This is a genomic window from Paenibacillus sp. NMA1017 (assembly GCF_058895805.1).
Window position 1 is genome coordinate 1 of sequence record NZ_JBZXYR010000017.1, and the last position, 16222, is coordinate 16222.

Below are 16222 nucleotides of genomic sequence, written 5' to 3' on the forward strand. Positions count from 1 at the left end.
TTTGACCTGATGGTCAATCCGGCCCAGGTACTCAATGTTGCCGTCAGGCAACCATCTTGCCAGGTCGCCTGTCCGATACATGCGTTCATAACCCGCTTCCCCATCTACAAACGGATTAGCCACAAATTGCTCAGCTGTTAATTCCGGGCGGTGCAAATAACCGCGTGCCAATCCTGGACCGGATACACATAACTCTCCCGCTACTCCAGCAGGTAAAAGATGACCATGAGCATCGATCATGTACACCCGGTGGTTGGGTACTGGACGTCCTATAGAAATGGTATCGATTGCTCCAGGGTGTTCCGACACCGGCCAAATGGACGTTGCTACCGAGTTTTCTGTCGGTCCGTAACCATTAAAATAGGCGACCTGATCCTTCCACTTGGTTACGAGCTCCATCGAGGAAGCGGAACCAGCGGTGAACAGAATACGCAGATCCGGCATTCGTTCTGGGTTTAGATACACGGCATAGGTAGGAGGTAATGCCGCCACCGTAATTTTATGATCCGCCATGTACTGTTCGAACTGGTTGTAGTTCATTATGATGTCCGAAGTAGGTACGTAAAGTGTCGCGCCACAAAATAGCGCCTGAAATATTTCCCAGCAGGCAGCATCAAATGCGTAGCTCGCAAACAGTAGGGCATGATCTGTCGGACTTATCTGCAATGTTTCATCAAAATACGTTTTCAGGTTACACAATCCATGGTGCTCCAGCATTACACCTTTAGGCAGTCCGGTAGTACCTGAAGTATATATAACATAGGCTAGGTCGTCTGCCCCTGATACGGCTTCCAGATTTGATCCTTCCATGTGATACACAGTTGGATCTCCATCCAATACCAGGACTTTTCCTCCAAAGGCGGCCTCTTTGACCTTTTCCACAAGATGGCTTTGCGTCAAAAGCAGGTCTGCACCGGAATCGTCAAATATATAACGGATACGTTCCTCTGGATATGAGGGATCGATGGGTACATATGCCCCTCCTGCTTTAAGAATAGCGAGGATGCCGACCACCATATCTATAGAACGATCTGTCATGAGTCCAACCAGCCGATCGGTTGTTGTGCCGTAACTACGCAGGGTACGAGCCAGTTGGTTAGCACGTTCATTCAGCTCTGCATAAGTCAGACTGGAGTTCTCACAGACAACTGCTGTTGTATTTGGTGTCTTTTCTACTTGTTTTTCAAAACCAAGATGGATGGTATCACTAGAAGGATATGAGATCTGTAATCCGCTAAATTGGGATAAAACCTGACTTTTCTCTTCCGTTGTCAGAAATTCCAAATCGAAAATCAGTAGATCCGGCTGTTGAACAATCTGCTCCAGTCCCCGTTTAAGATGAGCTGCGATTATCTTAATCCAATTTTCATCGTAAACCAGCCGATTGTAACTAAATGTAACTTCATACTGTGATCCAGGAACGACAATCACATTAAAATCATAGTTGGTCTGTACAATATCCTCTACGTCGGTAACCTGAAGTGTATCAGGCCCTTTTTCCGCATGAATAAGCTCCTCTGAATAAGGGTAGTTTTCAAAAACAACAATATGACGGACTAAATTTTGTCTCAAATCCGTATGATTCTGAATATCTGCCAGGGAAGAATAGGAGTACTGCCCAGACTCGATGTTGGAGTTTTGCACAGATATCAGCAGATCTGAGAATCTCTGGTCCGCATAACTGGTTATGCGTGTTGGTATTGTGTTAATGAACAATCCAACCATATTTTCAATTCCCGGAACCTCATCTGGTCTGCCGGATACTACAGACCCGAACACAACATCCCGGCTGTTGTTGTACATTTGAAGCAATAATCCCCATACCGTTTGAAATACAGTGCTGACAGTCGTGTGGTAGTGTTTAGCTATTCTCTCCATTCCTTGAGTCAGTTCTTTCCCCAGCTTGCATGTGTAACGTTCTGCTTCGAAGATTGGATTCAATGGACGGTTATAACCCGGCAAAATTGTTTCATTTTCAAGCCCATTTAAATACCCTCGCCAATAGGCTGTCGCTTCTTCCTTATCCTGTTGCTCCAGCCACTGAATAAAACTGCTGTACGGATATACCATATCCAATTGTGCAGGCACTCCAGACCGAAGAGAAGTATACATAGAAAAAAATTCCTGGGCTACCGTTCCCATGCACCAACCATCCATTATAATGTGATGAACACTCCAGACAAGTCTGGAAGACTCATCATCCCATTGAAACAGGGCGAGCCGAATCGGAACATCTTTTTCCAAGTCAAAACCAGCTTGGCGCTCTGCCTTTAAAAAGGCCGTAAAACGCTCCCTTTTCTCAGCTTCGGGAAAAGCACTGATATTCTCGAAATGAACAGGCAACGCATCACGTTCCTCCAAGACAATTTGAAGCGGACGTTCTGTTTCTTTATACATAAAAATGGTACGGAATATATCATATCGATTCATGAGCTGCTGCAAGCTTTGCTGAACCAGATGAACATCCAGCACTTCATTAAAGGTAATAACGGTCTGTTCAAAGTAAGCTTCTGATTTTACGTCGAGGATGGAATGAAACAACATTCCCTCCTGCATCGGGGACAGCGGATAGATATCTTTAATATTTACCTGTGCCAAATCATTCACCTTTCCTTTACCCATGCAGAATTTGAATTTCAACTTGCGGATTCCGTTTATTTCAACAGATTTCCCAGCTTATCCGATAATCGGCTCGATATTTGTTCAAGTTGCCCCATAGACAATTGATTATATGTAAAATCCGTAGGGCTTCGCTCCGCCTGATCCTTAGTGCAACAATGATGGATAATATTCAATAGATGTTTTTTAAAGCCGATCGTTAATCGCTCTACCGTTGCTGCACCATATTCAAGCCCGTTATATTCAAATCCAAACCGAAGGATTCCGTTCGTTATCATGCCGTTAATGTCAAATGTATTCGTCTTTTCCGCACGCGGGCTTCTCTCACCATTGGCTAAGTCTGCTAATCTGGAAATACGCCAAGGCATGTCTGCGCTGTTTTCTTCGTCGAATTGTCCCAAATAATTGAAGTTGATTTCCGGGAATGGTGCAGCAACCAGAGAAGCGGCTTTCGTCTGGTCCTTGGTGAAATAACGTAAAATACCATAACCGATGCCCTTATTAGGCACCCGCCGCAGCTTATCTTTAACCATTTTGATCTGATAGGCCAAATTCTCAGGTCTGTTGACCTCGATTACAAAAGGGTACTGGGAGGTAAACCAGCCGACTGTACGAGAGATGTCCAAATCTTTAAGGATCTCCTCCCTGCCGTGTCCCTCCAGCAAAATCGGGATTTCGTTATAACCGCTCCATTCATAAAAAGCCAGACCCAAGGCTGTAAGCAACAGATCATTCATTTCCGTATGATAGGCATGATGTACATGCTTCAACAGCTTTTCCGTCTCATCCCTGCCGAGCACCACCTCTGCTAGGCGTCGATCCTGTATCAGGCTAACCGCGATTTCATGATCCCTTGGCAATCGACGCATCCTGCGTGAATCTACATTGTTCCAGTAGCTGATTTCTTGGCGTACCTGTACACTTTCGGCGTAAGTAGTCAGTCCTGAAGCCCACTCTTTGTAAGCATCAGTCTTGGCAGGCAAATTCAGTACCTCACCGCGAGCTACCTGATCATAGGCGGTGCCCAAATCTTCCAGCAAAATTCTCCAAGACACACCATCTACAATAAGATGGTGGATAACGATCATCAGATGATCTTCACCGGACAAATGGAATAAAACCAAACGTATGAGAGGACCTCTTGTCAGATCCAAACTGCTTTGCAGCTCATCGCCAATGTGTCGGATTTCTTCTTCAGGCTGGCTTGATTGTGTCAAATCATAGCTCGTTAATGTAAAGAACTCACCTTCGTTCACTCCCCTGTTATAGGCGGAGGCTCCCTTTTCCTCTTCCACAAAAATGAGCCGTAATGCATCGTGATGCGCTACCAGCTTGTCCATAGCGTTTTTCAGCCATAATTCATTCCATCCTCCATCATTTTGCAGCATGACTGCCTGATTATAATGGTGACGATCGCTCCGATGATGCTGAAAAAAATCGAGTTGAATGGGTGTCAATTCTACCTCACCCTCTACAATCCCCTGGGGAATGATACGGGTGATTTTTTTTATAAACGGTGCTAACAGGTGAATTTCAGGGTAACGGAATAAGTCCTTTACTTCCATTTTCAGGCCTTTGGCATTTAAGCGGATTGCAATTTGCAATGCTTTAATCGAGTCCCCACCAAGCTCGAAAAAGTTGTTGTGCAATCCAATTGGTCTAACGCCAATCACTTCTTCCCAAATCAAAGCGATTGTTTTTTCCAATTCATCCTGTGGTGCCTCATATACGCTATCCAACAGTGTTATTTCATCCGGTTCCGGCAGATTGGATCGGTCGATTTTCCCGTTATGGGTCAATGGTAACTGTTCCAATACAATGATTTGAGCCGGCACCATATAGACTGGTAACTGCTGAGCCAGTTTATCTCGTAGCATGTCTTTCTCAGCTGCACCTGCAACATAGGCACATAAATACTTTTGTCCCGCTTTGTCCAGTCGATCAACAACAACCGCCTGGCGTACTCCTTCCGTTTCGAGCAAAATAGATTCGATTTCTCCAGGCTCAATCCGGTATCCGCGAATTTTATATTGGTAGTCAGCTCGCCTGATAAAATCAATATTTCCATCTGGCTGCCAGCGCGCCAGATCCCCGGTACGATACAACCGTCCATCCGGCGAGAACGGATCAGACACGAATTTCTCCGCTGTAAGCTCCGGCCTGTTCAGATATCCCCGCGCTACAGAAGCTCCACCAATACACAGCTCGCCCGTTACACCGACAGGGACCGGACACATCCTGTCATCAACAATATATAGCTTATGATTCGGTAGAGCTCTGCCGATAGGGACAATACCGGACAGCGGCAATTTTTCCAGCTCGTCCTCATAAAAGCTAGATTCAATTGCGGCTTCGGTAACTCCATACGTATTAATAATCCGCATCTTGCTGCCAAAGCGGGTCAACATTTTACGGTAATCTGCAACAGCCAAGCTATCTGCTCCAGTAGTAAGCAGCTTTAGGAAACTGATTTTTGTACCGTGCTCATAGATGTAATCCAATAGCAGAGCTAAAAGCACAGGAGGCGTCTCAAACGTTGTAATCTCCTGCTGCTCCAACAGTGTAGCCAGGGCAGCTGGATCATTTCTCACGTTTTCAGGACAAATGACTAAGGTACCTCCATTGACAAATACCTTGGCCAAATCGCATGCAAACACATCAAACGACATGCTGGCAATTTGTAGTAGCTTAACAGGGAAATCTTTAAATCCTTGGCTGTGTCTGTAACCGAGTGCGGTGTTGACATATTGTTGATGTTCAACCATAACGCCTTTGGGCTTACCTGTGGTACCCGATGTATAAATGACATACGCCAAAGAGCCGGGTTCATATGTGGGGATATACTGCTTGTCCAAATCCATCTCGGGCTGGAGTGGCAACGTAGCGAGATCGACTACCTCGCCCATAAAATCCATTGTTTTCAGCCAGCCCGTCAGGTGAGATTGCGTAAGCACAATCGTCGTTCCGCAGTCACGCAGCATATATTCAATACGTTCTTCTGGATACACGGGATCTACTGGCACATAGGCAGCTCCTGCTTTCATAATTCCCAGCACCGCCACGATCATCTCAACAGACCTGTCAACCATGACAGCGACCAGACTCTCCCGTGTAATTCCACGCTTCTGCAAAAGATGGGCAAGAGCGTCTGCTCTATCATTAAGTTGTCTGTAAGTGAGCATCGTATTTTCATATATGACGGCCGCTCGTTCTGGTGTACGCTCCGTCTGCGCTTCGAATATCCCGTGAAAAGTAAGTGCAGGAAACTGGACAACGGGTCCGCTCCATATTTTCGTCAAAGTAGCCTCTTCTTCGGTTGTTAACAGCCGAACGTCACGGAGGCAAACATCTGGATTGCTAGAAATTTGCAGGAAGACATGCTTCAAATGATGGGCCAGACGCTTCATCGCTTCACCGTTGTAAACCTTACCGTTATAGGACAATATGAAACTCATTGCCGTCTTGTCTTCAACTTCAATATTAAAGTCATACGGTATTTCTTCGAATAACCGGGCGTCTTCAATAATGAACCCGAGTTTGTCTTGCCAGTCCCGTCTTCCGATCATGTTTTCCAGCGGATAGTTCTCGAATACAACAATGTGATCGAGCAAGCGTTGCTTGAGTGCAGATTGCGACTGGATTTCGGCAAGCGAACAGTATCCGTTCATCCTTCCTTGGACAGAGGCTCTCTGGACATCACGCAACAATTCGACGAAACTCTTTTCTTCATTCAATCTAATTCGTAATGGAATGGTGTTAATGAACAATCCGACAATTCGCTCTACTTCATCCAATTCCGACGGGCGGCCTGATACCACCGTGCCAAAAACTACGTCCTTGCTTCCGTTGTAACGACCAAGCACAATTCCCCAGGCGGCCAGAAAAAGACTACTGAGCGTAGTTCCATTGCATTCAGCAATCGTACGCAAACTGCTGGTCTCTTTTTCCGTCAGCGTCGTTCTGTATTCCTGCAGCAGATAGCTGCCTTTTTCAGGAGTTGTAGCTGGAGTTTTTAGCATCGAAACTCCAGCCGTTTGTTCGTAACCTAGTAATACAGAACTCCAGTAGTCCTTGGCTGCCTCTTGATCCTGTTCTTCAAGCCAGTCTGCATACCCGGTGTAAGGTCGTGGTCCAGGCAATTGGACGGAACGGCCTGTATGATAGGCCTCGTAGGCCGTTAACAACTCGTCCATTATGATGCCAAGACACCAGCCGTCCATAATAATATGATGAAAACTTACAAGCAACGTATAAGCATCTTTATCCGTTTGAAGTACAGCCATCCGGATGAGCATATCCCTGCTCAAATCGTAATGGGTGCTACGGTCCACATCCAAAAATCCACGAATAGCATCGGCTTGCTCCTTTTCGTTCAGCCCTGTCATATTTTCGTAAGTAATCGTCGTGTTTCGCTTCTTAAAGACAATCAGCCGCGAACGAGAAGCGGATTTATGATAAATGTTCGAGCGCAGCGTTTCATGACGCTGAACCAACAGTTGAAAGCTTTTTTGCAGGGCATTCCAATCCAGATCTCCCCGAATAGAAATACGTAATTGCTCGTAATAAGCCTGTGATTCTGGTTCCATCAGCGCATGAACGAGCATTCCTTCCTGCAAGGGAGTCAAGTTGACTACTTTTTCAATTTCAAGTCCTTTGATCATGGATATCCTCCTCGTACGAATCGTTACAGATTCTCATAAAACTGCTTCATGTCTTCAAACTCATCCAGATCCAAACCACGTGCCCCCACATCCGATGGTGTTAGTTGCCGTCCAGATTGGTCCAGACAATGCTGGATAATGCCCGACAAATGATGTTCAAAACGTAACATAAGCATTCGGATAGTATCAGCTTCATATGCGTGACGGTTATAAAGCATGCAGACAGAAAGCTTATTGTCTTTAATACGCCCATCCAGATAGAGTGAATAGGCTAACTCAGAAACACTACAATTCTGGCCGGACCATAATTCAGCATCCATTGGTGATGTAAGAAAGTGAGAGGAACTGACCGGTTCAGATTGAATCAAGCGGAATCCAATTTCCGGGTAATACTGAGCATTAAATTCCGTTCTGCCAGAGGTTGCAGACCCATATTTTAGTAATCCATATCCTAAACCCTGATTGGGTACTTGCCGGACCGTCTCCTTTACGTTTCTGAGCAAAAGAGAACTGTCTTCCCCAGGCTCCATATCCAAAACAAGCGGATATATAGAACCGAATTGACCTACGGTTCTTGAAAGGTCCGGTTTGTCCAAAGTCACAGTTTGTTGCTCCCGATCATAATGTTCAAATCCAATGGCGATCTTAGACTGTCCAGACCATTCCACTATAGTCAGTCCCAATGCAGCAAGCAGTAACTCAGCGGTCACCGTATTATAGGTTTGGTTAGCCCTTGTCAACAGCTGGCTTGTTTTCTCGTCCGAAAGCTGTATCATGCAATTTTCTACTGGACGAAGTGTTTCGGAATGTGCAGGTACCTCATGGTCCTTTGTTAAAAGTTTTCCATCGAAATTAACCTTATCCAGCCAGTAGTGTTGCTCTTTGGCCAGCTTTTTGCTATCTGCATAGTCTTCTAGCCACCGTACCCAGGAGCGGTGAGAATCTGTTTTGTCAGGAAGCACTATCAGTTCCCCGTTAAGAGCTTGTTCATAGGCAGTTGTGAAATCCTCAAGCAGGATACGCCAAGATGTGGGATCAGCCACTAGCGGATCTACAGAAAGGAAGAACTGGTCGGAGCCCGACATCCTGAATAAGCCTGCGCGTACTCTGGGACCCTCAAACATTTTATAACTGTTTTGAATTCGGAAGCATTCGATCTGTAATTGCTTGCTAGCTTCATAGGCATCATCTGAAAGTGAGAACACATCAAGTGTGAACAATTCTTCATTTTCATCTCGGTATACAAGGGTAGACGGTTCGTCGATCGACGCCAGACCAAGCCGCAGTCCCTCGTGATAAGTAGTTAATGTTTGCAGAACAGACCGTAACAGATCCTCATCGAAGTCCGGGTTACCTGCAAATAGCATGGATGTTGTCGTCCGCAAGGTGTACAATGTACCCAGTTCATTCAACTGCCGCTGAATCGATGTTATTGGAATCTCTCCATGTATCGAATTCTGGTCTGTGTAGCGGAACAAAGTTGTCACAAGCTTGCTAAGGTCCTCAATGAACGGGTGCTCCATCAAAAGAGAAATGTCAAGGGAATAACCATGCTGACGCAGACGTGAGGCAACCTGAACGGCCTTAATAGAATCGCCGCCAAGCAGAAAAAAATGATCTCGAATGCCTATATGATCACATCCCAAAACGTCTTGCCATACCATGACCAGCGCCTTTTCCACATCATTTCTCGGGGAAACATATTCCGTTTGTAAAGAGTCATCTCGGTCCGGCTCAGGTAAAGCTTTTCGATCAGTCTTTCCATTGGCCGTAAGAGGAAGCTGCTGCAGAGGCACCACATATGTTGGAATCATATAAAACGGCAGTTTCTGCTTGAGCACATTTTGTACGTCCAGCGGACTTAATGGCTCAGAAGCCACAAAGTATGCACACAAATCCTTGTAGCCGTCTTTGTTTTCCCGCGCTACGACCACTGCTGACTGGATTCCGTCTACGGACAGCAACTGCGCTTCAATCTCACCCAGTTCAATGCGATATCCTCTTACTTTAACCTGTTGATCGATCCGCCCCAGATATTCAATGTTGCCGTCAGGCATCCAACGCGCCAAATCTCCTGTGCGGTACATCCGCTCATAACCCTCCGCTCCGCTGTTAAACGGATTGGTAGCGAACTTCTCCTTTGTCAATTCCGGTCGATTAAGGTAGCCCCGGGCTACTCCTATACCACTGATACAAAGTTCTCCCACCGCTCCAATCGGTTGCAATCGCTCCGTGCCTTCCTGTACAACGTACAAATGAATATTATCAATCGGTTTACCGATCGGGATCACCGAGTGCTCTTCCACAGGTTCGCATTCAAAGAATGAAACGTCTACAGTAGCTTCTGTTGGACCATACAAGTTAATTAGCTTTGCGCTTCCAACCCCTGACATAATTCGATAGAAACGCGCCACCTGCTGAGGAGGCAATGCTTCACCACTGGCAAATACATGTTTTAACGTTTTCAATTTGGCTTGCACCGTTTCCCTTGGTTGCTGCTCCAAATATTCCAGAAAAATATGCAGCATCGCGGGTACAAAATGAAGGGTGCTTACCTTGTCTTCATTAATCGTGTTCAGGATCTGTTCGGGAGACTTTTCTCCGCCGATTGGCAACAAGCTTACTTTAGAGCCTACCATCGACCACCAGAACAACTCCCATACGGATACGTCAAAAGTAAAGGCAGTTTTTTGCAAAATCGTATCTTCTGCGCTCAGGCCATATCTATTGTGCATCCAGCAGAGCCGATTCACGACGGAGCGGTGCTCAACAATAACCCCTTTCGGTTTCCCTGTGGAACCGGATGTATAGATGATATAGGCCGCATGGTTTGGTTCTGCTAGAGACGCAAGGTTGGAGGCATCTTCATGCCAGCTACTCACGCAGTCTGTCATAGGCTCCGTCGACCTGGACGCTTGCAAAGCCATAATCGTGGAAGCATAATCCAACACCATTACCTTGCAGTCCGCATATTGCTTCAGCTGTTCTGCAAACTGTGGTTGTGTCAGCACCAGTTGTGTTCTCGAATCTTCAAGCATATATTGAATTCTTTCCTGTGGGTATCCCGGGTCAATGGGTACATAAGCTCCACCCGCTTTTAGAATTGCATAGATGCCAATCATCATCTCAGGTGAACGCTGTGCGATAATCCCTACCGGCTGATCCGGTCCCACTCCTTCCGCCCGCAGTGTTCGCGCTAAACGATTCGCCAGCTCATTCAACTCTTGGTAAGTCATACACTTATCCCCAAATATAATTGCCATGTCATCCGGAGTCTTGCTAACCTGCTGCTCAAACCTTCCGTGAATCGTTGCATCCCGCGGGAAATAGGCAGAGGTGTTATTGAACTCATATAGTAATAAGTGCTTATCTTCTTCTGTCAGCATATCCATGTCAGCCAAGCGAATTTCGACATCTTGTGTTACGATTTCCAGCACTTTTATATAATGGAGGGCAAACCGTTCAATCGCCTCCAACTTAAACAGTCTGGTCGCATACTCCCAGGTGAAAGTTAACTGGTCTTGAGTTTCCGTTACATGTAATGAAATGTCGAACTTCGAAACACCTGCATTGAACTCATCCGGTTGCAACCGTAGTCCCCCGAGTTCAATGGCCTCTGTTCCCTTATTTTGCAGACTGAACATTGTGTCAAAGACGGGGTTGCGGCTTACATCGCGTACTCGATCCAGTTTGTCGACCAGTTGGTCGAATGGATATTCCTGATGCTCCAGCGCAAGCAGTGTGTTATGTTTGACGTCCTCCAGAAAAGCACTGAATGGTTGGGATGCCAGCGGTCGATTACGGAGAACCAAAGTATTCACAAACATGCCAATCATCGATTCCGTATCCGCATGCCCTCTACCTGCTGCCGGTGTACCTACGAGGATGTCCTCTTGCCCGGAGTATTTGCTTAGCAGCACATTATAAGCTGCCAAAAGCACCATAAAGAGTGTTGCTCCCGTATCTCTTCCCAATTGATTCAGTCTTTCCGTCAGCTTGGATTGCACATTGACGATAAGACTGTCCCCTGCAAAACTCTGACTTGGCGGTCGGGCAAAGTCAGTTGGCAGGTCCAGAACAGGCAGCTCGCTGTCCAACGTGCCTAACCAAAATGCTTCATCCTTTGCCAGGCTGTCTCCGGCATAATGTTGTTTTTGCCAAACGACATAGTCTTTATAATGCATATCAATGGGGGCAAGTGGCATCCCCTGATACCGTGTGCTGATCTCATCCAGTAATACCGCCATCGAGAAGCCATCTGAAATGATATGGTGCATATCGATCAGTAACATAAACTGGTCGGGATGGATTGCAAACAGCTCGGCACGAATTAAAGGAGCCTTACTCAGGTCAAAAGGCTGAATAAACAATTCACGGGCGTGATTAGCACCCTCTTCGGAAATTGGAGTAACAGAAATGTCCAGTGAAAGCATATCCTGTACCTTCTGCACGGTTTCCCCGTCTACCATCTCAAAATACGTCCGAAAGGATTCATGCCGTGAAAAAACCTCCTTCACTGTATCAATGAACCTGGAAACGTGTAACTCTCCCTCAATAAGCAGTTGACCCGATACATGATACGCTGCACCTCTCCCCATTTGATCCAGCACATACATTCTTTTTTGAGCGGGGGATGCTGGATAAAAGGGCTGTAATTCTGCCGGAACAAGCGGTTCAAACTTTCGCTTTTGTCCTCCTTTTATATGTGTTGCCAATTGTGCAATCGTTTGCAAATGCAGAATTTGTGCCAGCGGAATAAATACTTCGAATTCCTTGTTAATTTTGCTTAGAATAACAGTCGCTTTTAAGGAGTCTCCACCCATTTGAAAAAAATTATCGTTGCGTCCGATATCAGATACATTTAAAACTTCCTTACATATGGATATCAGTTTGTCCTCAATCATATTGCCGTCGGAAACCTGCTTCTGCGAGTCCTGCTCCTTGATATCTTCCGGTTTCGGCAATAATTGAAAATCCGGATGCCCATCAGCCAAAAGAGGGATGCTATCCATCAAAATCCAATAACGAGGTTGCCCATAATCAGGAAGCACTGAGCTAACATTCTCTTTCAGTTCCTCTATATCCCACGACTTAGAATAACTTTCCACTGCGTAAGCAACTAGATACGATGAGTTACTGCTCTCGCCATCTTTCCGGGCCGTCAAAACGCAGGCATCCAAATCCAATGCTTGCAATAAATATTTCTCCATCTGCTCAAGATTCACTTGATGCCCGCGAATAAAAACATCTCGGCTGGCTGCACCGATATGTCGAATTCTCCCTCCAACCTCGACATAAGCCCATTCCAGCGCCGTTCCCAGTAAACCAGCGGATGTAGCCAAATATACTTGTCCGATGGTACCAGCAGGAGACGGATGTTTGTAAATGTCCAGAACACAAGGATAAATCCCCTTGGAATCCGCATGTGTCGCCCATACTTCCAGAAGTCGCTCGCTTTCTGTGCTCCGAAGCAAAGGCAGCGCAGATACGCGCATTCCGTCTTCCTGCACAATCGAGCTCAGCAGATGTAAAAAGTATTGCGCCCATACTTCCATAGTGTCTTGTTGAAAAAGACTCGTAGCATAGTCAAAATCAAGCCGCAACTGCTGACCAGATTCCGTAACATTCAAAAACAACTCATATTGACATGACAATACTTCATGTTCCAACAATTCTGTTTCCAGTCCGTAATAGTGAAACTCCGGAATAGGCCGGTCCATATTGAACAACACCTTAAGGACGGGCAAATGGCTTAATCCTAGCTGGGCAAGCCCGGCAAAGCTGTATTTCTGATACGCATCCAGCGTATGCATTACTCGCTTGACCGTCTGCGTGAATTCCGTGAACGTTGCTCCAGAGTCTACCTCACAAATCACTGGAAGCAAGTTAACGCAGTTGCCAATTAGCGGGGACACACCCATATGAGATTGCCCTGCAGTTGGAATACCCACCATGATTTGATTTTGCCCTGTCAGTCTGTGCAGGAAAAGCTGAAAAGCAGACAATAAAGTCACAAATAAGCTGTTGCCAAGCCGAATACTGACTGATTTCAGTTGCTTCACCAGAGGCGCCTCCAACACAATGGTGTGTCGTGCTCCAAGCGAAGAAGGAGCGCAGATATTGCGTTGGAGAGACGGCAAGTCAAGAACTGGCAACGGCTTCGCAAGTACATCCGACCAAAAAGCAAGGGCAGCTGCTCCACCTGCCTCTAACTGGTTTTGCTGCCATGCTGCAAAATCTCGGAACGGAACAGGATCGGAAAGCGTGCAGCGTTCGCCCCGTACACAAGCGGAATAAAACCGTTCCAATTCATGGAAAAACACACCGATGGACCAGCCATCTGCAATCAGATGATGAAATGTAAATGCAGCGATGTGCTTCTCATTCGACGTTTTTAAAAGCTGAATACGGAATAACGGTTCCCCCGCACTTATTGAGAATACGGTCTCCCTGTCCTTCTCCATCCAAGCACGCATATCGTGTTTCTGCTCCTCTACAGAAAGACCGCTGATATCATACAGCGGGATGCTGACGGTCATTGCCGGGGCTATGATCTGCGTTTCTCCGTCCTCCCCCATGAAGGTGCGTAAGGCTTCGTGGCGTTCAATAATGCGATGGACAGCCTCATTAAATTCCTTAACATGTAACGGACCTCGGAAACGCAGTAAAACAGTCTCATGTAACGACAGCGATTCCTTTGATCCCGAGACTGAGGCGAACCATAACTGCTTCTGATCCGGAGTTAGCATAATCGTCGATTCCTTAAGGTTCGCAGTTGCAGTTTCAGGAAAAATATCCTTGTTTAGATGGTTTTCATGAGGGGGCAGATCCGGCAGAAATCCTCCTTTGCGCAGCTCATTAACACTCTCTTTAATTGCCTGTACAATCCGCTCTATATCTTCCGAAGTATGAGCCGTTGACAAAAAGCAGTTCCGGCCTTCCCATATATAAATTCCTTTATCCAGCATGTGATAGAAGAACAGTTCCAAGTCACCTTTAAGGACGAAGCGGAACAAGGAACCGAAATAAACGACCTTTATAGGTATCTGTTCCTCCGTAAAATAGTGATTCAGTTCTGCTGCGAACATCTTCGTACGACTATTCAGCTCGGTATGCAATTGCCCTCTGTCCTTCTCCAACTGCTCTAGTACGGCCAGGGACGCTGCCATAGCCAGGGGATGATGGCAAAAAGTTCCCGCTACAAATGTCCGCTGTTGCTCATGCGGTGGATAAGAGTCATCTCCGAAGCTCCACATCCCTCCATCAATTCCATCCATAAACGATGCTTTCCCTGCCACAATACCGATAGGAAGACCGCCACCAATGATTTTACCGTAAGTTACAAGGTCGGCTTCAATGCCATACCACGCCTGCGCACCCCCCGGCTGAATACGGAAGCCCGTAATTACCTCATCAAAAATGAACGCGGTCCCGGATTGCTCCGTAATCTGGCGTACTTCCTTCAGAAAAGCTGCGGGCTGGAAATCAGGGCGGCGACTCTGCACTGGCTCTATGAGAACAGCAGCCAGTTCATGGGCATGGAAGCGGATATATTGGAGTGACTCGTCCGTTCCATAGCTGAGCACAACGACATCGTCCACCATGTGCTGTAGTACACCAGGTGCGAGAGGAGTGGAAGGTTGTTCCCTGTCATCCGTTGTTCCGCCCAATGCCAATACTCCGTCAAAGGTACCGTGATAGGAACCAGAAAAAATCACCACTTTTTCCCGCCCGGTGGCAGCCCGTGCCAAGCGAAGGACGACCATAATCGCCTCTGTCCCCGAGTTATATAGCGCAATTCGTTCCATGCCTGTCATTTTGCAAATTTTTTCGGCAATCTGCCCGGCCATATTGGACATCGGTCCAAGGCACATTCCGTTATGTATTTCCTTTTCTATCGATTCACGAATAAAGGATGGGTTGTGACCAAACAAATTGACCCCAAACCCCATCGTCAAATCAATATACTCATTACCATCCAAATCCCAAATTTTAGAACCCTCTGCACGCTGGGATATAATCTGATACACCATTTCCTTGAGAGCAGGCCTAAATCCGGCCACATTCCGGTTATTGGCGTATACAGACCTGTATTGCTGAGTATACTCCTTGGTCTTTCGTGTGCGCATCGTGTAATGTTCAATCAGCTTTTGCAGATGCTTTTCCTGCCTAAGTGAAAGTGAATTATGGGCTTGTACATTTATTTTTTGATAAGGAACAAATGCTTTCGATTCTTTTCTGTCTGACAAAACAGCTGACACGGAAGCCTGTACGGGGGAAACAGAAGTCACTGTGGCAGCTACCTCCTTCATCGCGGATGTCTGAGGCTCGACAGCAGTTTGTAGTGAAAGCGATTCAGGCATTGCCACTGGCGCAAGCTGAGATTGACACAGTATTTCCATCTGCTGCGACATGAGTTGAAGTTGCATTTCTAAAATTCGTTCTCTCCCCGCAAATATATCCTTATTTGATAGCTTGCTTTCATGTGATGCAGGACCTTCTATAGGGATAGCGGATTTTGGACTCCAGCCCGGCAAGACGGAAGGCACCGAAGAAGTGACACTGGACGACGCAGCCAACTGATGTTCCTCCGAATTCCGGGCCAATTCTTCAGAGGTCGAGGCTACCCTATCAGCAATATAGTTTGTCAGCAACTCCAGCGTAGTCAGTGATTCAAAAAACTCGTTCATCGGGATATCCAAGCCAAACGTACTTTTAATGCTGTGTCTAACCTGAGACAGAAGAATAGAGTCTAAACCCAGTTCTAAAAAATGTTTTTGCGGCTCTAATTCGTCTGGACTGAGTTGGGATACACTTTCGATTATTTTTGACAGTTTATTAGTAATCGTAGATTTTTGCGGATTGGAAGCAGATTCCGTCGAGAAATACTCATTCACCATCTTTTCAGACTCCTTTACTATGGGGTATTCAAGGAATTAATT

The 16222-nt window shown here is 46.2% G+C and carries 3 protein-coding genes; all 3 read right to left on the reverse strand.

Annotation, left to right across the window (positions count from 1 at the left end):
* Nucleotides 1-2544 (reverse strand): non-ribosomal peptide synthetase (locus AC5ELV_RS24615; RefSeq protein ID WP_493432294.1); only part of this gene is annotated, 2544 nt, incomplete at its 3' end.
* 110 nt (nucleotides 2545-2654) lie between these two features.
* Nucleotides 2655-7280 carry an amino acid adenylation domain-containing protein gene (locus AC5ELV_RS24620; RefSeq protein ID WP_493432259.1) on the reverse strand — a complete coding sequence of 1542 codons (4626 nt, stop codon included), beginning with the start codon at nucleotides 7278-7280 and terminating at the stop codon, nucleotides 2655-2657.
* A 23-nt stretch (nucleotides 7281-7303) separates the two neighbouring features.
* On the reverse strand, nucleotides 7304-16177 hold the full coding sequence (locus tag AC5ELV_RS24625) for an amino acid adenylation domain-containing protein (RefSeq protein WP_493432295.1): 8874 nt from the start codon (nucleotides 16175-16177) through the stop codon (nucleotides 7304-7306).
* Between the last annotated feature and the right edge of the window lie 45 nt (nucleotides 16178-16222).